General features: G+C 55.8%; 18 protein-coding genes. 8 read left to right on the forward strand and 10 right to left on the reverse strand.

Annotated elements, in window-relative coordinates; translation table 11 throughout:
• Positions 1–61 precede the first annotated feature (61 nt).
• From gabD to ASB66_RS21690, 6 genes are all read left to right on the forward strand, one after another.
• Complete coding sequence (gabD, locus tag ASB66_RS21665; RefSeq protein WP_060716969.1) at positions 62–1,516, forward strand: NADP-dependent succinate-semialdehyde dehydrogenase; 1,455 nt, start codon at positions 62–64, stop codon at positions 1,514–1,516.
• A 13-nt stretch (positions 1,517–1,529) separates the two neighbouring features.
• Positions 1,530–2,405: a fumarylacetoacetate hydrolase family protein gene (locus ASB66_RS21670; protein WP_060716983.1), complete on the forward strand. Its 876-nt coding sequence runs from the start codon at positions 1,530–1,532 to the stop codon at positions 2,403–2,405.
• A gap of 1 nt (position 2,406) precedes the next feature.
• Entirely contained in the window at positions 2,407–3,210 is an 804-nt protein-coding gene (gene hpaH / locus ASB66_RS21675) for a 2-oxo-hept-4-ene-1,7-dioate hydratase (RefSeq protein WP_060716968.1), read from the forward strand.
• A 14-nt stretch (positions 3,211–3,224) separates the two neighbouring features.
• Positions 3,225–4,031 carry a 4-hydroxy-2-oxoheptanedioate aldolase gene (gene hpaI, locus ASB66_RS21680; protein WP_060716967.1) on the forward strand — a complete coding sequence of 269 codons (807 nt, stop codon included), beginning with the start codon at positions 3,225–3,227 and terminating at the stop codon, positions 4,029–4,031.
• A 253-nt stretch (positions 4,032–4,284) separates the two neighbouring features.
• Positions 4,285–4,719, forward strand: a complete 435-nt coding sequence (locus ASB66_RS21685) for a low affinity iron permease family protein (RefSeq protein WP_060716966.1) — start codon at positions 4,285–4,287, stop codon at positions 4,717–4,719.
• Positions 4,720–4,930: 211 nt separating this feature from the next.
• Positions 4,931–6,037, forward strand: a complete 1,107-nt coding sequence (locus tag ASB66_RS21690; RefSeq protein ID WP_060716965.1) for a Fic family protein — start codon at positions 4,931–4,933, stop codon at positions 6,035–6,037.
• Between the two features lie 89 nt (positions 6,038–6,126).
• Here ASB66_RS21690 and ASB66_RS21695 read toward each other — a convergent pair whose 3' ends face one another.
• The 5 genes from ASB66_RS21695 to ASB66_RS21715 form a co-directional block, all read right to left on the reverse strand.
• Entirely contained in the window at positions 6,127–7,761 is a 1,635-nt protein-coding gene (locus tag ASB66_RS21695; RefSeq protein ID WP_070166118.1) for an FGGY-family carbohydrate kinase, read from the reverse strand.
• Positions 7,762–7,810: 49 nt separating this feature from the next.
• Entirely contained in the window at positions 7,811–8,539 is a 729-nt protein-coding gene (locus ASB66_RS21700) for an SDR family oxidoreductase (protein ID WP_060716964.1), read from the reverse strand.
• A gap of 25 nt (positions 8,540–8,564) precedes the next feature.
• A complete protein-coding gene (locus ASB66_RS21705) occupies positions 8,565–9,827 on the reverse strand; it encodes a sugar ABC transporter permease (protein WP_060716963.1) in 1,263 nt (420 codons plus the stop codon).
• On the reverse strand, positions 9,824–10,657 hold the full coding sequence (locus ASB66_RS21710; protein WP_015918479.1) for an ATP-binding cassette domain-containing protein: 834 nt from the start codon (positions 10,655–10,657) through the stop codon (positions 9,824–9,826). Before ASB66_RS21710 ends, ASB66_RS21705 begins: the two co-directional genes overlap by 4 nt.
• Positions 10,658–10,728: 71 nt before the next feature.
• On the reverse strand, positions 10,729–11,775 hold the full coding sequence (locus ASB66_RS21715; RefSeq protein ID WP_060716962.1) for an ABC transporter substrate-binding protein: 1,047 nt from the start codon (positions 11,773–11,775) through the stop codon (positions 10,729–10,731).
• Positions 11,776–12,011: 236 nt separating this feature from the next.
• Here ASB66_RS21715 and ASB66_RS21720 point away from each other — a divergent pair, with 236 nt between their 5' ends.
• Positions 12,012–13,061 carry a LacI family DNA-binding transcriptional regulator gene (locus ASB66_RS21720; protein WP_060716961.1) on the forward strand — a complete coding sequence of 350 codons (1,050 nt, stop codon included), beginning with the start codon at positions 12,012–12,014 and terminating at the stop codon, positions 13,059–13,061.
• Between the two features lie 196 nt (positions 13,062–13,257).
• On the opposite strand, the gene ASB66_RS21725 is transcribed toward ASB66_RS21720, so the two are convergent.
• Positions 13,258–14,466, reverse strand: a complete 1,209-nt coding sequence (locus ASB66_RS21725) for an MFS transporter (RefSeq protein ID WP_060716960.1) — start codon at positions 14,464–14,466, stop codon at positions 13,258–13,260.
• A 60-nt stretch (positions 14,467–14,526) separates the two neighbouring features.
• The gene (locus ASB66_RS21730) at positions 14,527–15,516 is read right to left on the reverse strand and encodes an AraC family transcriptional regulator (protein WP_060716959.1); all 990 of its coding nucleotides are present in this window, start codon (positions 15,514–15,516) and stop codon (positions 14,527–14,529) included.
• Between the two features lie 374 nt (positions 15,517–15,890).
• Between ASB66_RS21730 and ASB66_RS26905 the strand changes: the two genes are divergently transcribed.
• Entirely contained in the window at positions 15,891–16,145 is a 255-nt protein-coding gene (locus ASB66_RS26905; protein ID WP_233741825.1) for a DUF6118 family protein, read from the forward strand.
• Here ASB66_RS26905 and ASB66_RS21735 read toward each other — a convergent pair.
• The 3 genes from ASB66_RS21735 to ASB66_RS21740 form a co-directional block, all read right to left on the reverse strand.
• The gene (locus ASB66_RS21735) at positions 16,028–17,023 is read right to left on the reverse strand and encodes a TraB/GumN family protein (RefSeq protein WP_060716957.1); all 996 of its coding nucleotides are present in this window, start codon (positions 17,021–17,023) and stop codon (positions 16,028–16,030) included. The two genes, ASB66_RS26905 and ASB66_RS21735, sit on opposite strands and share 118 nt — an antisense overlap.
• 241 nt (positions 17,024–17,264) lie before the next feature.
• Entirely contained in the window at positions 17,265–17,573 is a 309-nt protein-coding gene (locus ASB66_RS27080) for a transposase (protein ID WP_326492043.1), read from the reverse strand.
• Positions 17,574–17,586: 13 nt separating this feature from the next.
• Positions 17,587–17,808, reverse strand: coding sequence for a winged helix-turn-helix domain-containing protein (locus ASB66_RS21740; RefSeq protein ID WP_060716956.1), 222 nt, complete (start codon positions 17,806–17,808; stop codon positions 17,587–17,589).
• Positions 17,809–18,023: the final 215 nt, after the last annotated feature.

The raw sequence follows: 18,023 nt of genomic DNA on the forward strand, positions 1-18,023 counted from the left end.
CGCACCCGCTGGAAACAGCGCGTTCCCTTTCGGCGAGAAGAGCAACGAGAGGGTAAATCCTATGCAATTGAAAGACCCGACGCTGTTTCGACAAGCGGCACTGGTGGGTGGTGAGTGGATTGAAGCCGATCCTGCCAATGCCATCAAAGTGACCAATCCGGCGACGGGCGAAGTCATCGGCCATGTGCCGAAACTTGGGGCGGCGGAGACAAGAAAAGCGATCGCGGCAGCAGACGTTGCACAGAAGGATTGGGCGGCGCGCACCGCTAAGGAACGCGCCGTCATTCTGCGAAAATGGTTCGAGTTGATGATGGCCAATCAGGACGATCTTGGCCGCATCCTCACGCTGGAGCAGGGCAAGCCATTTCCGGAAGCCAAGGGCGAAATTGCCTATGGTGCAAGTTTTATCGAGTGGTTTGCCGAGGAAGCCCGCCGCGTTTATGGCGATATCATTCCCGGCCACCAGAAAGACAAGCGCATTCTGGTGATGAAGCAACCCATCGGCGTTGTGGCTGCCATCACCCCATGGAATTTCCCCAATGCCATGATCACCCGCAAGGCCGGGCCAGCTTTTGCGGCCGGTTGCGCCATGGTGCTCAAGCCCGCAGCCCAGACGCCCTTTTCAGCTATTGCTCTTGCGGTGCTGGGCGAACGGGCAGGCCTGCCCGCTGGCATTTTCAGTGTTATCACCGGTTCTGCCCGCGACATCGGCGCGGAAATGACCGCAAATCCTGTCGTACGCAAATTGACGTTTACGGGTTCCACAGAGGTTGGCGCGGAGCTTTATCGTCAATCGGCCCCGACGATCAAAAAGCTTGGCCTTGAACTGGGTGGCAATGCACCTTTCATCGTGTTTGACGATGCCGATCTCGATGCCGCCGTTGAAGGGGCTTTGATTGCCAAATTCCGCAACAATGGCCAGACATGCGTCTGCGCCAATCGGCTGTATGTTCAAGATGGTGTTTATGATACCTTTGCTGAAAAGCTTGGCAAGGCGGTCGCCAAACTCAAGACCGGCAATGGTTTCGACGAAGGCGTCATACTTGGACCGTTGATCGATGAAGCGGCCTTGAAAAAGGTTAGCGAACACGTCGCGGATGCTGTTTCCAAGGGGGCCACGATCCTTCAAGGCGGTAAGCCACATGCTTTGGGTGGCACGTTTTATGAGGCGACCGTGCTCACCAATGTCACTCAGGCCATGGCGATTGCCACTGAAGAAACCTTTGGACCGGTCGCGCCGTTGTTTCGCTTTCACGATGAAGCCGATGTGATTGCCAAGGCCAATGACACCGAATTCGGTCTGGCCTCCTATTTCTTTGCCAAGGATCTCGCCAGGGTCTTCCGGGTGGCTGAAGCGCTGGAATATGGCATGGTTGGCGTCAATACCGGCCTGATCTCGACTGCCGAAGCACCGTTCGGCGGTGTCAAATCCTCCGGCCTGGGCCGTGAAGGGTCCAGATACGGGATCGATGATTTTATTGAAATTAAATATGTCTGCCTTGGCGGCATTGCATAATGGGAGTTCAATCATGACCCAGCATCCTAAATTCGCCAGCTTCACCGCCGGGCAGCGACAGGCGTATGGCCTGATTGTTGACGATGGTGTGATTGATCTTTCCTCGCGTTTCGGCTCGCGCTACCCGACCCTCAAGGACGTGGTCGTGGCCAATGCGTTTCAGGAACTGCTGGATGCCGTATCCGGTCAGAAGCCTGATTTTCCGGTGAGTGACATCACTTACGATATTCCGATTGCCACCCCGGAAAAGCTGATCTGCGTTGGCGTGAACTTCCCTGATCGCAATGAGGAATATAAGGATGGGCAGGCGGCTCCGACCAATCCGTCGCTGTTCATCCGCTTTCCGCGCTCGTTCATCGGCCATGACCAGCCGCTGATCCGCCCGCCGGAAAGCCACCAGCTGGATTATGAAGGTGAAGTCACCATCGTTATCGGCAAGGGCGGTCGTCGCATTGCCGAAGCGGATGCCCTGTCGCACATTGCGGCGCTCACACTTTGCAATGAAGGCACATTGCGTGACTGGGTGCGCCACGCCAAGTTTAACGTCACCCAGGGCAAGAATTTCGATGCCTCCGGCTCCATCGGACCATGGCTTGTGCCGTTTACCGATGAAAGCCAATTGGCGGACATCAAGCTGGAAACCCGCGTGAATGGTGAAGTGCGCCAGAGCGACCGCACCAGCCGGATGATCTTTTCGTTCGCCAAGATCATCAATTACATCTCGACCTTCACCACGCTGGTTCCCGGCGACGTGATTGTCTGCGGCACGCCGACCGGGGCGGGGGCCCGTTTTGATCCACCCATCTGGTTGAAGCCGGGTGATGTGGTGGAGGTGGAAGCCGAGGGCATTGGCCTGTTGCGCAACACCATTGCTGATGAGGAGCTCTAGGATGCTGACACGAGATCAAATTGAAGCCGCAGCCCTAAGCCTTGATGAGGCCGAAAAAACCCGTGTGCAGACAGGGCTTTTGTCCTTGAATCACCCGGATATGGTGATGGATGACGCCTACGCCATTCAAGGCGCATGGGTGAAGCGGAAAATCGCCAGCGGGCGAAAGGTGATTGGCTGGAAGATTGGCCTCACCTCCAAAGCCATGCAATACGCGCTTAACATCAACATCCCTGATTCCGGCGTGCTGTTTGACGATATGGTGTTTGAGGATGGCGCAACGGTGCCCAAAGACCGCTTCATCCAGCCGCGGATTGAGGCGGAAATTGCTTTTGTGATGAAAGCACCTCTGAAAGGTCCTGATGTGACCGTGTTCGACGTGCTGAACGCCACGGATTATGTGACGCCTGCGCTGGAAATTCTCGATACGCGCATCCTGCGGGTTGACCCGGAGACGAAGAAGACTCGCACTGTTTTTGACACCATTTCTGACAATGCTGCCAATGCGGGCATTGTGACAGGTGGGCGGGCCGTGCGTCCCGATCAGCTTGACATGCGGTGGATGGGGGCGATCGTATCGCGCAATGCAGAGGTTGAGGAAACCGGCCTGGGTGCTGGCGTCTTGAATCAGCCCGCGCGGGGCATTGCCTGGCTTGCCAATCGTCTGGCCCAATATGGGGATGGAATCGAGGCCGGGCAGGTGGTTCTGGCAGGTTCATTCATTCGCCCTGTTGAGGCACGACATGGCGATACTATCGTCGGTGATTTCGGACCTTATGGTACCGTGAGCCTCTATTTCGAATAACAGAGACGGATTCCATGCCCGCACCTAAAAACACCTTCAAGCAGGCCCTCAAGGATAAGCGCACCCAGATCGGCTTTTGGCAGGCGCTTGCCAACCCTTATACGGTCGAGATTTCGGCCGATGCCGGCTATGATTGGTTGCTGCTGGATGGAGAGCACGCACCCAATGACGTGCCGCTGCTGATGGCGCAATTGCAGGCGATGAAAGGCTCATCCAGCCACGCGGTGATCCGTCCGCCGATTGGTGAAACATGGATGGTCAAGCAAATGCTCGACATCGGTGCGCAGACTCTGCTGATCCCCATGGTCGAGAGCAAGGAACAGGCCGAAACCATGGTGAAGGCCGTCCGTTACCCGCCCCATGGTGTGCGGGGGGTCGGTGCAGCTTTGGCGCGGGCATCGCGCTTCAATCGCATTCCTGATTATCTTCAAACTGCAAACGAAGAAATCTGTCTGCTTTTGCAAATTGAGAGCCGGGCGGGTCTTGCCGCACTTGATGCTATTGCCGCAGTCGATGGTGTCGATGGTGTGTTTATCGGCCCGGCAGATCTTGCTGCGGATATGGGTTATCTCGGCAAACCGGGTGCGCCAGAGGTGCAGGCCGAGGTCGAGAAGGCACTTTTGAAAATCCAGTCCCATGGCAAAGCCGCTGGCATCCTGATCGGTGATCTCGCCCTTGCACGACGCTATGTCGATCTTGGGGCCAGTTTTGTCGCCATTGGCAACGATGTAACCTTGTTTGCCAATGCCACGAGCAAGCTTCTGGCAGATTTTAACGCGGCTCAGCCCTCCAAAGGTGCCGGCGAAGCCAAGGTCTACTAGGTATTTTCCTTGCTATAATGACAAAAGCGTTCAGTGGAATCCTCAAGGATTGAATGGCAAATTTTTTATCGGATTTACAAACCTTCGCGATTTTCCTCATTTGATGATGGCAGAGTTGATGAACCAGAATCGGATGCTCAAGAACATTATCTGATGAAGCGATAGGCCTTCCGCTTGAGCGAAAAGACAGGTCCCCGGAACTTCCATGCCATCGAAGGATTATTGGTAGGCTTATTCCATCTGGAGGAATACCATGTCCGAGAAAACCAGTCTTTTTTCAAAATTTTCCGGCATGATCGCTGACCTTACCGGCAAGCCAGCAACATTCGTCATCGCGGTTGCCGGGATTATCCTCTGGGCGGTCAGCGGTCCGCTCTTCGGCTTTTCAGAAACCTGGCAACTCGTGGTCAATACCGGAACGACAATCATCACATTCCTGATGGTCTTCGTCCTGCAAAACTCTCAGAACCGAGACGGCAAGGCCGTTCAGGCAAAACTTGACGAGTTAATCCTGACCAGTGCAGCCGAAAACCGGTTTATGGGCATCGAACATCTGGACGAAAAGGAGCTAAAGCGCCTGACGCGACTTCTGAAAGAGGCCGCTGAGAGCGATCCAGATCATGTGCCCTCCGAGAAAGTCGATCATCTCATTCTTGATCGTCGGACAAAGCTACGAAAGAGAGACTAAAAGGGTCTACGTTCCGACTAAGTTAGGAACGATCATGGTTTGAAATGCTTGAATTCCATTCTATCGACCTCATGTCGGAGGCGAGCGGTAATGAAAGCGGTGTTTGATAAAGGACCCACAGCAGATTTCAAATCCGGATGATCGATAGAACGACTTGCAATAGCTCATCAATGGGCATAATTTTGAGTTATAGAAAAGGCGGCTATAACTCATGCAATGGAACTGGCAACGGCCCGATTGGCCAAACTTCTCCTATGACATTGAGAACATGGCCCTGTTGGAGCAAAGGTTTCTCCAGTCATCCGGTGAGGTGATTGGTGCTGTCAGGCATTTCAGTGACGACGACAGTAACCAATTGCGGATTGAGTTACTGAGCGACGAAGCCATCAAAACGTCAGAGATCGAAGGTGAGTTCCTTGATCGAGCAAGCGTCCAGTCATCGCTGCGCCGACAATTTGGTCTCAACACAGACAATCGTCCGGTCCGACCGCAAGAGCGCGGGATCGCAGAGATGATGGCTGACGTCTATAAAAACTGGTCCGGCCCGCTCCAGCATGAGGACCTTTTCCAGTGGCACTCGATGCTGATGGCGGGAAACCGATATATCGAAACAATTGGCGCCTACCGTCGCCACACTGATGCAATGCAGATCGTCTCAGGTCGCCTGGACAAGCCTATAATCCACTTTGAGGCACCGCCATCTCGCCAAGTGGCTGCGGAAATGACGCTTTTCATCGACTGGTTCAATCGGTCGGGTCCAGGCGGGGCAACTCCATTATCTGCGCTGACCCGCGCAGCCATCGGACACCTCTATTTCGAAAGCATCCATCCCTTTGAGGACGGCAACGGTAGAATTGGACGTGCGCTTGCTGAAAAATCACTAGCGCAGAACATTGGGCAACCAAGCCTGATTTCACTTGCCTTTACAATTGAGCGTGACCGAAAGGCCTATTACTGCGAACTTGAGAGCCATCAGCGAAAACTCGATATCAACGGATGGCTTCTCTATTTTTCGCAGACGGTCCTGGAGGCCCAACAGGCGACGATTGATCGTATTGCCTTTTTCATTCAAAAGGCAAAATTCTATGATCGGTTTCGGGACCGGTTTAATGAGCGCCAGGAAAAAGTCATCGCCCGTATTTTTCGAGAGGGTATCGCTGGTTTTAAAGGCGGGTTGAGCGCAGAAAATTACATTTCAATCACAGCCACATCACGTGCGACGGCAACGCGTGACCTCCAGCACCTTGTCGAGATCGGGGCATTCACCCGCACCGGAGAGCGGCGACATACGCGATACACCCTACAACTTCAAAGCTGACCAGCATTTCAATAGGCCAGCATTTTGATCGGATTGTCTGCTCGTCGTTTTGTCCAGGTGTCAGAGAATCCCAAGGATATTCAATGCGCCTACACATCGCGTAGCGCTCTACCCTGGTGTTGTAGCGTTGTAAAATGGCTATATCTTTGGCTGTGGATATTGGCCAACGCCCCGCCCTGTGGATGATAGGTCTTTGTTACGCCGCTCAAGGCTTCCATTGCCTGGCTAACGCCTGAAAAGGCCTTTCCCGCCACGGCACCCAAAATCGCCGATCCCAGCAAAACCGGTTCCGCCATGGCCGGTGCCAACACGGGCTTACCACAGGCATCGGCCAATACTTGCCGCACCAGATCACTCTCGCCAGCGCCACCGCTGATCACAACGCGCTCAATAAACGCGCCCGACGCGGCCTGTGTCTCAATGATTTGACGCAGACCATAACCAATGCCGCACAGGCCAGCGATATAGAGCGCAACCAGACTATCAAAATCCCGGTCCATACCCAGACCGGCAATGATGGCGCGTGCGTGGGGATCGGCAAACGGCGCGCGGTTGCCGAGGAATTCCGGCACGATGTGCAAACCTTTCGCCAAATGCACGACATCGGGCAGGGTGCTGACCTTGGCCGCTGCCGCCTGCGCCAACAGAACCGGCAGAGCAACACCCTGTTCACGCGCCTTTGTGGCTGTCTCTGGTGCTGCCGGGTGAAAGGCCAGCAATTGATCAATCGCCGCACCGGCGGCACTCTGTCCGCCCTCATTCAACCACATGCCCGGCACCATGGCCGAGTAATAGGGCCCCCAGACGCCGGGTACAAACACGGGTTCAACAGTTGAGGTCATGGTGCAGGAGGAGGTGCCAAACACATAGGCCATATTGTCTTTAGGGCCGCTGCCAATGCCCACTGTACCAATGCCGCCCGCGTGGGCATCAATCATGCCTGCGGCCACCGCCGTGCCAGTTGTTAGGCCCATGGCGATAGCGGCGGTTTCTGTCAGACCCTGCCCAAGCGGCGTTCCGGGTTCGACAATGCGCTGGCCAATGCGGCTGAAGCCCTCGTCCGCCAGTTCTCCCAGCCCAATCGCATGGAAATAGCTGGCGTCCCATCTCTGCTCATGGGCCAAATAGGTCCATTTGCAGGTCACGGTACAGGTGGAGCGGGCAAGCTCGCCCGTTGCCTTCCAGGTGAGAAAATCGGCAAGATCAAAAAACTGCCAAGCACTTTTGAAGGTCTCGGGACGATTTTCCTTCAACCAGAGAATCTTGGGCGTTTCCATCTCTGGTGAAATCTTACCACCGACATAGCGCAGCACATCATGGCCGATGGCGTTGATTTTCTCCGCTTGCGTCACGGCTCGTTGATCCATCCAGACGATGATGTCCCGCTCCGCAAGCTCTGACGAACCCACTGGCAATGGCTTTCCACCTTCACCCAGCACCACCAGCGAGCACGTGGCATCAAAGCCGAGGCCGATGACATGAGCTGGATCGTCCACACCTTCGGCAACCTGCCGGACAACCGTGCAGACGGCATCCCAGATATCTGTGCTGGACTGCTCGGCAATTGCCCCGGCCTCGCGAAACAGCGCAATATCGCGTTTGGCAACGGCCACAAGCGTACCGCTCAGATCAAACAGGCCGGCACGGGCGCTGCCTGTGCCGACGTCGACGCCGATAATATAGCGTTCAAGCCCGGTCGCGACGGTGTCAGTTGCTTCGGTCATGGCAAATGCTCTTCAAATATAGATGGGACAATGATGAGGTTGGCGCCGATTAAAGATCGACGCTGTTGGGCACAATCACCAGATCACGGATGGTGACATTGCGTGGTCGCGACAGCATGAAGAGCACAGCCTCTGCCACTTCCTGCGGCTGCATCAGGCTGCCATTGGCCAGTGCTTCATCCATCTTGGCCTTTGGCCAATCATCGAGCAATGCAGTGACGACTGGACCGGGCAACACCGCGCCCACACGCACCCCGTGTTGCGAAACCTGTCTGCGGGTGGAATGCACAAAGGCCTGAACGGCAAATTTCGAGGCCGTGTAAATCGGCTCCCACACCACAGGCACCACGCCTGCAATCGAGCTGGTAAACAGGATATCGCCGGATTTTTGCGCAATCAGATGCGGCAAAACCGCATGCACCGAGCGAAAGGCCGCGTTGATATTGAGGTTCAACATCCGATCCCAAGCATCTGGGTCGCCTTCTGCCACGGCACCGCCAATATAGGCTCCGGCGTTGGCGTGGAAAATATCGAGACCACCTGCGACCTCCAGAATGCGCGGCAGCATGGCGGAAACCTCTGGCCCATTCAAAAGATCCACCACCAGCGGCTTGGCACGCTCACCGAGTTCTGCGCAAAGCGCATCCAGTTTGTCCTTGGCGCGGTCGATCAACACCACCGTTGCGCCTTCCGCCAGCAGAATTTTGGCGCAAGCGAGACCAATGCCCGATGCAGCGCCGGTGATGGCGGCGACTTTGCCTTTCATGATATCTGTCATGATACAATTCTCCTTGTAAATCTTGTTAGGCGCGGCCGTGACTGACACGGGAGCGGCGCGCAAGCGAATCCACAATCACGGCAATGGCAAGCACGGCCCCGGTGATCATGTAACGCAGCGATGAGCTGAGGTTGAGGAGCGTCAAACCATTGGAAATCGCCTGAATGACGATGATGCCAAGCAGCGCCGAATAGGCACTGCCACGCCCGCCAAACAGGCTGGTGCCACCAATCACGGCGGCGGCAATGGCGTTCAAGTTCACATCACCCGTGCCTGCCTGCTGGCTGGACGATGCAAGACGCGATGCCGACAGTACGCCGCCAAGGGCTGCAAGGGTTGAGCACAGCATAAACGCGCTCATATAGATGCGGCGAACATTGATGCCCGCCCGGCGGGCGGCTTCACGATTGCCACCTACGGCAAACATCGAGCGGCCCCATTGTGTCTTGGTCAGGAGGTAATTGACCACCACCACCAGCGCCACAAATAGCGCAAACATCCAAGGCACGCCGCGTCCGAGGTTGAGATAGTAGACGGCAAATTCAAAGCCCAGCGTGAGGATGGCGGCCTTGATCAACAACCCACTCAAGGGTTTTGAGGACAGGTTGACCGCTTGGCGGCGCTTGCGAACAGCCAGCCCAAACACAATCATCACAACACCGGGCACCAAAGCCAGCGTGAAGGACAGCCAATGCGGCATCACCAGAATTTGGCCAAAACGCACCAAAGGTGAGGCATAGGGCAAATTGATACTGCCCGTTGGGCCGAGAATGTAGAGCTGCATGCCCAGCAAGGCCAGCAGGCCAGACAGCGTGGCGACAAAGCTTGGCATGCCCATGCGGTTATACAGCACCGCATAAAGCGCACCCACCGCCGCCCCGGTGACCAGAGCCGCAAACACGGCAACAATCACCGGAAGGCCGGAATTGACCCACAAGACACCAATGATGGCCGAGGCCAGACCACTCATGGAACCAACCGAGAGGTCAATCTCACCCAACAACAACACACAAACAATGCCCAGCGAAATGATACCAACGGTTGCGCAATCAAAAAGCAGATTGACCAGATTGTTCGGGGCCAGAAAAATCGGGTTGAGAATGCTGAACACGGTGGAAATCACAATCAGACCAATGGCGACTGGCAACATGCCCAGATCGCCCGATTTGATCCGATTGATAAAACTGCGCAACATGCCCAGCACACCATCATCGTGGGTGACGCGTTCATCGCTGCGGTCCAAGGCTTGGGAGGACTTGGTTTCAGGGTTCGACATATTGTTGCTCATGCGGGTCTCCCCCTCGTGTCTGGGGCGCTGGTTTCTTGGCTATTTGTCTTGCGGGTCAGGCGGCGCGACACGGAATTTTCCGTGGCCCCGGTGATGGAGGCAACCAGCTCCTGATTGGATGCGTCAGGGGTAAAGACGCCGTTGTTCTTGCCCAGGCGCAGCACCACAATGCGATCGGCCACGGCGCGCACATCTTCCATATTGTGGCTGATGATGATGACGCCCAGTCCGCGTTCGCGCACCCGCTCAATCAGGTTCAAAACTTCGGCTGTCTGGGCAACACCAAGGGCCGCCGTTGGCTCATCCAGCATGATGATTTTCGGGTCCAGAAGTAGTGATCTTGCAATGGCAACCGTCTGGCGTTGACCACCTGATAGCGAGGCAATCGGCTCTCGAACGGAGGGAATCCGCGCTGCCAGCTCCTTCAAAAGCGTCCAAGCACGCACTTCCATGGCCACTTCATCGAGGTTCCATGGCGCAAGCTCGTGACCAAGGAAAAGATTGGCCACCACATCCAGATTTTCGCATAGGGCGAGGTCTTGAAACACCGTGGCAATGCCCAGTTCCAGCGCACGGCTGGGGCTATCGAGCGAGACGTTTTCGCCGCAAAATTCAATGGTGCCGGAGGTTGGCTGATGCACGCCTGCCAGCACCTTGATCAAGGTGGATTTGCCAGCGCCGTTATCACCCACAAGGGCAACCACTTCGCCGGGCCAGACTTCCAGATCAATATCCGTCAGCGCCGAGACAGCACCAAAATTCTTCGAAATATTGCGCAATTTCAGAATAGGGCCACCCGTTTTCGGGGCCGCTTGGTCATTTTGCACCATGGCGAAACGCTCTTTTCAGGTTCGGGGCATGTCCGATCCGGCAGTGCCGGACCGAACACAGATCAGAACAATTACTGGGTGATGCCCAGCTTTTTGCAGCCAGCGGCATATTCACCCGTGCAGACTTCGGCAGGCGTCTGAATCTTCTTATCAAAGATTTCAGCCTTGATGTTTTCTGCCGTCACCACAGCCGGAATGAACAGCTGCGAGGGGGTGTCATAAAGCGTCGTCTTGGCTTCCGGCTTTTCACCCTTCAGAAACTGGACGGTGACTTTAGCAGCCGCCGCCGCAACAATTTCCGATGGCTTGGAAATCGTGTTGTACTGGTCGCCGGAAATGATCAGCTGAAGCGCTGCGATGGTCGCATCATTGCCCGTAACAGGTGGAACCGGATTAACACCAGCCGCCTTAAACGCTGCAATCGCACCGCCGCCCGTGCCGTCATTGGCGGCAACAACGCCCTTGATGTCTGCGCCAAAGCGGGTGATTTGGCCAGCGGCCCATTCCTGCGCTTTTGGCGGCGCCCATTCTGGCGTATCAAATTCGGCCAGCGTCTTGTAACCTGAATCCTTCAGGCCTTTATGAACACCATCGCGGATCAGGCCAGCGGCGGCATCGGTGGGCGAGCCGTTGATTTCAAGAATACCCGCACCCTGTGGCACGCCCTTGGCCTTCAGGTGCTGCACCAAAGACTTGGCAATGGCCTCGCCAATACCAGCATTATCGAAGGACACATAATAATCCGCCGCTTTCTTTGGAATCGGACGATCATAGGCAATGACCTTCACATCCTGCGACTGCGCCAATTCGACCAGTGCTGCGGCAGCAGACGAATCCACCGGGTCCAGTACAATCACCTTTGCGCCTTGCGCAATCACCGAGTTGAATTGCTGCTGCTGAAGCGCGGTATCGCCATTGGCGTTTTGATAAATCACCGTGCATCCGGCGCACAGCTTGGCCATCTCGGCCTTGAAGCCCGGATAATCGTGGTTTTCATAGCGTGTCGATGCCTGATCCGGCATCAGAAACGCAACGGTTGCCTTCTCTTGCGCCAAGGCAGAGCCTGCAAACATGGCAGCGGCAGCAACCGACACCATCATCATGGAATGAAATTTCATAGCTTCCTCCTCTAGAACCCAAAACCAGCAGTGAGAGACGCATGCAACAGAAGACAGTGATCACGACTCAACGAGCGCACGATGATGCGACAACAATCCTGAATTGCTTGAGTGCCTCCCGGTCAACCCTCCAAAGCCAACCAACTTCATCGATTGAGCAACACTGCTCAATCGATGACGCAAGAATTGCCATCTTCTGACTTTGATGTCAAGTTGGGTTTCAACGGGAGGCGCTTGTGAATCAGAAAAAAACCGCCAAGAAGACCACGATCTACGATCTGGCCGAGCTTGCTGGCACATCGGCCAGTGCTGTGAGTGCTGTTTTGAACGGCAATTGGAAGAAGCGCCGGATCAGCACGCAATTGGCGGAAAAAATCAGACGGATTGCTGAAGAGCAAGGCTACGCGCTCAACATGCAGGCCAGTCTGTTGCGCCGGGAAAAATCACAGATCATCGGCATGATCGTCCCTAAGTATGACAACCGTTATTTTGGCTCGATCGTCGAAACCTTCGAGGATATGGCGCGGGCGAGGGGCCTTTTCCCGATCATCACCTGCACGCGACGTGACCCAGAGCTTGAAGTGGAGGCTGCACGCACTCTGCTGTCCTATCAAGTGGAATGGCTGGTTTCGACCGGAGCGACCAACCCTGACCGGATCACCGAAATATGCACGTCTGCCGGGGCGCGCAGCATTAATCTCGACCTGCCGGGAACGGCAGCACCTTCGGTTATTTCGGATAATTTTGCAGGGGCGCGGGAATTGACCCGTCGTATTCTAAAAAATTGTCACAGAAAAACCGGCAAGGCCGCACCGTTGCTGTTTGTTGGCGGGCGCGCCACTGATCACAACACCTTGGAGCGGGTGCGCGGTTTTCGGGCAGCCCATCAGGATATGGGCGTTCCGATCGATGAACGCCACATACTGGCTTGCGGATACGCCCCTGAAAAAGCGGAAAAAGCTTTACAAACACTGGCGATGGTTGAAGGCGAAATTCCAGGCGGAATGTTTGTAAACTCCACCATCTCTCTTGAAGGCGTCATGCAGTGGCTCAAGACCTCCGGCTTTGTCGCGGAGCGGCTACCAGCAATGGGCTGTTTCGACTGGGATCCCTTTGTGGCGCTTTTGGGTGGCGACATCGAAATGGTGCGTCAGGATGTGGACGGCATGCTCAAGGCGGTTTTTGAGATTATCGACACGGGAATATCACAGAATACCTTCATTGAGGTGCCGCCGTTATTCGCTGGACAAGCAAAGGTGGAGGCGGAAATCAACCCTTACCTCTGAACTGACCGACTGCCCGGATTCAGCCATCTGACGATTATCGCAGTTGCTCGGATATCTTGACGTTCATGCTGTCTGCCGTTTTGACGACTGCCCCCATAAGGCAGCAGCTCCGCTGCTCTCGTTGTGGAGCCTCAACAGGTTGTTGATGTTCACATTGAGGCTCAAAGTGGCAAAGGTGGCTGACCCGAAGCGAAGATCAGGTGCGCGGTTGCGTCAGTGCCAAGGCGACCGTCAACGCGGCCAGGGCGGCGGTCAGGGTCAAGGGTCCCGCAGCGCCATAATGATCGACGACATAACCGCCGACAACCGCGCCAATCGTGATCGCGACCTGGAAAGAGACGACCATCAGGCTGCCCGCTGCCTCCAGGGCGTCAGGTGCACTGCGTGACAGGTTGGTCGGCAGCACCACGGGTGCCATGCCGAAGGCAAAGCCCCAAAGCGTAACAAGGCTGAAGGCAACGCCGACATAGCTACCCCAAAGCACCAAGGCGAGCGCTGCAGACGCCATCAACACGGCGGTGACAGCGAGTGCCATATGAATACTGGCGTCAGCCATCCGGCCACCCGCAACGTTACCGATTACCGACGCGACGCCAAATCCGAGAAGTGCCAGGGCAATCGGGCCAGTTTCAAGCAGCGTCACCTGTTCCAGGAAAGGGCGCACATAAACCGAGCCGGCAAAATGCCCCGTCATCAGCAAAAGGATGGCCAACATTCCAAGTTGAACCCCACGCCGCCGCGTCAGCCGGAATACATCAGAGAGACTGTTGCTTGTGCTTGAAGGCAATGTTGGCAAGCAGATTATCTGCAGCAGCATGGCAAGTGCAGCTAGCCCCGCAGTCATAGACATGGCGCTGCGCCAGCCCAACCAGTCACTGATCAAAGCGCCTATCGATGGCGCCGCGATCGTCGCGAGTGAAACGCCGAGCGTAACGATCGCCATGCCCCGTCCTGTTGCGTTGGTCCCAACCAACCTGGAGACGACGGCAACCGAAAGTGCCCAGAAGCCGCTGAGGGCAATGCCGAGGCCTGCTCGACCGAGCATCAATAGCCAAAAATCCGTCGCCACCGCCGCAAGAATATTGGAGCCGATTGCCAACGCACTGAGGCCGACCAGCACTGTCTTGCGGTTTAATCTGCCGATCAGGACATTGCTCAACAGGGCCGTGATGGCGCCCACGAAAGCGGTGGCAGTCACAACCTGCCCGGCTGTTCCCTCACTGATCCCAAGATCACGAGCCATTGGCGTCAGCAGGCCTGCCGGCAGGAACTCAGCCGAGACCAGCGCAAAACTGGTGGCCGCCATCGAAAGGACGGCGAGCCAGGTGGCAGAGCTCCACGCGACCGGCTCAGCGGTATCGAGGTCTATATCCGCGCTGTTAAATTGTGATGTTCTGTCCGTCATTGACGTATCTCCTGAATCCGGAAGCACTTCATAGACGAAAGATTTGGGATTATATGTAGCTTAAAATCCGAAAACCATGTCCGTTCGTCCGGAAACTGTGCGGCGCACAACGCCGGGTGAGACCGTGGTAATGCGTTTGAAAGCGCGCGCGAACGACGCTTCGGATTCATAGCCCAGGCGAGATGCAACCTCGGCAACCGACATGCCACCTTGCCCCAACAACTCACGGGCAAGCTGCATGCGCAGGCGAGCGAGATAGCGTGCCGCGCCTTCCCCTAAAACAGCACTGAAGCGTTCGGCAAAGATCGAGCGCGACTGGCCTGCCACACCGGCAAGGCTTTCAAGCGTCCAGTTATGGCCGGGATCGCGGTGCATGGCTGCCAACACACGACCAAGATGGGGGTCGCGGATGGCGGCGAGCCAGCCGGTGGTTGCCGCTCCGCTGCAATTGACCCAACAGCGGATAAGCCGCGCGACGAGCAAGTCAGCCATACGCGTCAGGATCGTTGCGCTGCCCATCTGGGGTTGTGAAGCCTCTGTCGTCATAGCCGTCAGCAGAGGGCCAATGATCGGGTCATTGCCAGCGACATCGCAGCCCTTGATGATTGGCGGCATCAGGGCGATCAAAGGATCAAGGGCATAGGCGCTCAGCGCCATGGAGCCGCAAAAAAGCGTGCTGGTCGCCCCCGTTCCTTCCCGCACCAATTCGCAAACCTTGCTGCTCAACCTTTTTATCTGACAGCTTTTGAGCGAGTCGCCTTCAACATCCGGCGCGCTGGCCAATCGATGTGCGATACCTTGCGGCAGTAGGACCAGATCCCCATCGTGCAATTCCTGCCATCCCTGGGCTTCGGTATGAATCCAGCATGGACCTTGGCTGATAAAATGGAAACGAAGCAGCTGTTGGTGCGGCAGAGCGATGCTCCACGGATGCCGCAGTTCGCAGCGCCCATAGTTTACTCCACTCAAACGAAAGTCCTGTAGAACTTCGCTTAGCGCATCCATTGGGATATTTGACGGCGACAATCGTTGAGACGAATGATCAGACATTACTCTAATTTATGCACCAAACGTCTGCTGCGCAAGCACGAAGATTTATGAATTCAAGTGTGCTTCCCATCGTCGCGCCCTCACTCATTCCAGTCAGCCAATGGATTAAGCCAAGTCCTGAAAGCGAGGGGTATCCGCTCCTTCATAGTGACCGCGGAGCTGGCGCGACGGCTTACAGGCCAGAGTGCCGTGATGTTATCTCGCTCTACTGCAAAGACAGGTAGCAGGGGACCCAGCTTCCCGCTTTTGACCCAATGGGGTCGCCACAAAGCTCGTGCCAATGCCAGCCGCAACCGTCGCCATGACACATTCCTCGCATCGATGATGTTGCCCGCAGATGGCAAGCCGGTGAAGGCCGGCCTGTGCCGGCTGCCGTGCCGCTTGAAAATACGCAGATCCTGCGGCGCCAAAAGGGTGCCAATCGGGATTCCGTTTTCCGGCAGGGTGCCGAGCACTATGCCCGCGCCCTTAAACGCAGCGGGGAGGGGCTGGTTCGTTTCGCCGTTGACAATCAGAGAGGCATGCCGACCCATGCACATCTCTCTGACCGCATCTTGATATATTCCGGATCAGCGGCTAACGCGGGAGAGACTTCACTCCAACTTAAATCCGATGGCGGTCCGAGGTAAAGGATAGCGTCGAACTGCTCCTCCATTAAAGGAGAGCGCTCGGGATCGACATGAATCTTTACAATCGCATCGCGTTGCTTGGTCAACATAGCGTGCGGGTAATATGATCGAAAGCTTGCCTCTCCCAGCGGAGTGCCTCGAATGGGAACAAGACTCGGTGTGTGCCATGAGCACATATCGGACTGCAAAGTCGTTAGATCGACAAACACGGGCGTCCAGACAGAATAGACATTGGCTCCTTGTGCCTCAAGCAACGACACGATTGAATTTTGTAGCGGGATGGACTCTAATTCCATGGCCTGTCCCTCTTCCGATTGCCAGAAGAGTCTCTTGCGTAGAAGGTGCATACCGCCGTAGATGACTAAAGCGCGGCGCTGCTTCGCCAGCACTTCACTTTGAATAATTCGTGCCGCACAGCTGTCACGGTCTTCAAGTGTATTCCATGTTTCTTGGAGTTCAGCGGCGCTGTTGACCCTAGACCAATCTATTGGCGGGTCACCCAACAAAACACGAATCTGCCGCTCTTTGGGCAGCGTTGCATTCAAATCGCGAACGTCTCGAAATAGTCCCTCAAAGACGGGGCAATCCCACACATCGTGGGGTTGCGTCGTATTCTGCCAAGCTTTGCAGATTTCTCTATCAGGGATATCTTCTCCTGAAATAAAACGGTCCATGATGCTTTGGTAGAGAGAGTTACCGCTCTCCACCACTATGTCGTTCACGAGGGCGGAAAACCGTGGGTCGCGGATGAGCGCACGTCTCAACGCATATGCCTGCTCACAACCGTGCCCGCCGTCGCAAAGGGCAACCACATCGTGGGATTTGAAAGCCTCCAGAAGGCCGGTGATTGGATCATTGATAGTCGCAAAGGTCGTCATCTGGCGCCTCGGTTTTTGTCAGCAGCGTTATGTTTTTCCGGCAGCGGTCTGTGGCGTCAAGGTTGAATGTGCGCCAGTTCGCAAAATAGAAATGTCCGGCGGATCCAATCCGGCACCACGGCCAGCCCCGATCTCAGCGGCTGATCCCAGCTGCAAGATCGGATCGGGGCGGGTGAGAGGCACCGCCATTATTCAACCATAGAATGCATAAACAACGCTTTCTCCCGTCGAGCAATCACGGCTAGATCGTGATGTTTCCTGGCACGACGAGATTGTTGGACATATGCCATCCTGCCTGATCCATGATGAGAATGGCGTGTGCATCGTCGGCAATATGACGAGAGATTTCGGCCAGATGCTGTGTCATGGCATAGGTATCGCACCAAGGCATGATCAGAGTTTCCGCCTTGCCAAGCCTCGGGCCGGTAGCACCGAAGATGTAGGCCGATCTGTTGCGTTGATTGCGAGGCGCTGAAGGTCGCGTCCCTCGTGCGGCCCAGGCGGCGATCTCTGCTACTGCGGCCGGGAAGTTTTTTTTAAAAATTCTCAATGGTTTGAGGGTCTTACGCGTGATGGTTGGGGCAAGCGGTGAGTTTGCTATAGCTCATCGCATTCAGTTCACGCCCAAGCTGCTGGCGGCTCAGTGAAATGCGATGCTCCTGCCAAAGCCATTGCACCAGACCAACCAGCCTCCAACGTACCACACCGCCGAGATAAGGAACGGGACCTTTCTCGACCGCAGCGACAAGCACCTTGCGCTGCTTGTCGTTCAGCCCACGGCTCACGGCCCTTGGCCTTTCCGGCTCTCAGACCGTCTGGGCCGTCCCGATTGAAACGCTCGCCCTAGTCTCGAATGATCTGCAAACCAACCCCGCCCAGCGAAGCTGTCTGGCTGCCTGTAAACTGCTCCGGCTTTGCTGGAGACTGTTTGATTTAAGTTATGCTGCCATGGATGGGCGTAGTAACGTTGTTCGGTTTCGGCTGACTAAGGCATCTGTTA

The organism is Gillisella vitis (assembly GCF_001541345.2).
Classification (GTDB): Bacteria; Pseudomonadota; Alphaproteobacteria; order Rhizobiales; family Rhizobiaceae; genus Allorhizobium; species Allorhizobium vitis.

Coding starts and splice junctions, on each gene's coding strand:
- ASB66_RS21670 (WP_060716983.1), top strand. CDS start 1,530: ATGACCCAGCATCCTAAATTCGCCAGCTTCACCGCCGGGCAGCGACAG.
- ASB66_RS21715 (WP_060716962.1), bottom strand. CDS start 11,775: ATGAAATTTCATTCCATGATGATGGTGTCGGTTGCTGCCGCTGCCATG.
- ASB66_RS21735 (WP_060716957.1), bottom strand. CDS start 17,023: ATGACGACCTTTGCGACTATCAATGATCCAATCACCGGCCTTCTGGAG.
- ASB66_RS21685 (WP_060716966.1), top strand. CDS start 4,285: ATGTCCGAGAAAACCAGTCTTTTTTCAAAATTTTCCGGCATGATCGCT.
- ASB66_RS21710 (WP_015918479.1), bottom strand. CDS start 10,657: ATGGTGCAAAATGACCAAGCGGCCCCGAAAACGGGTGGCCCTATTCTG.
- hpaI (WP_060716967.1), top strand. CDS start 3,225: ATGCCCGCACCTAAAAACACCTTCAAGCAGGCCCTCAAGGATAAGCGC.
- ASB66_RS21725 (WP_060716960.1), bottom strand. CDS start 14,466: ATGACGGACAGAACATCACAATTTAACAGCGCGGATATAGACCTCGAT.
- hpaH (WP_060716968.1), top strand. CDS start 2,407: ATGCTGACACGAGATCAAATTGAAGCCGCAGCCCTAAGCCTTGATGAG.
- ASB66_RS21730 (WP_060716959.1), bottom strand. CDS start 15,516: ATGTCTGATCATTCGTCTCAACGATTGTCGCCGTCAAATATCCCAATG.
- gabD (WP_060716969.1), top strand. CDS start 62: ATGCAATTGAAAGACCCGACGCTGTTTCGACAAGCGGCACTGGTGGGT.
- ASB66_RS21705 (WP_060716963.1), bottom strand. CDS start 9,827: ATGAGCAACAATATGTCGAACCCTGAAACCAAGTCCTCCCAAGCCTTG.
- ASB66_RS21700 (WP_060716964.1), bottom strand. CDS start 8,539: ATGACAGATATCATGAAAGGCAAAGTCGCCGCCATCACCGGCGCTGCA.
- ASB66_RS21690 (WP_060716965.1), top strand. CDS start 4,931: ATGCAATGGAACTGGCAACGGCCCGATTGGCCAAACTTCTCCTATGAC.
- ASB66_RS21695 (WP_070166118.1), bottom strand. CDS start 7,761: ATGACCGAAGCAACTGACACCGTCGCGACCGGGCTTGAACGCTATATT.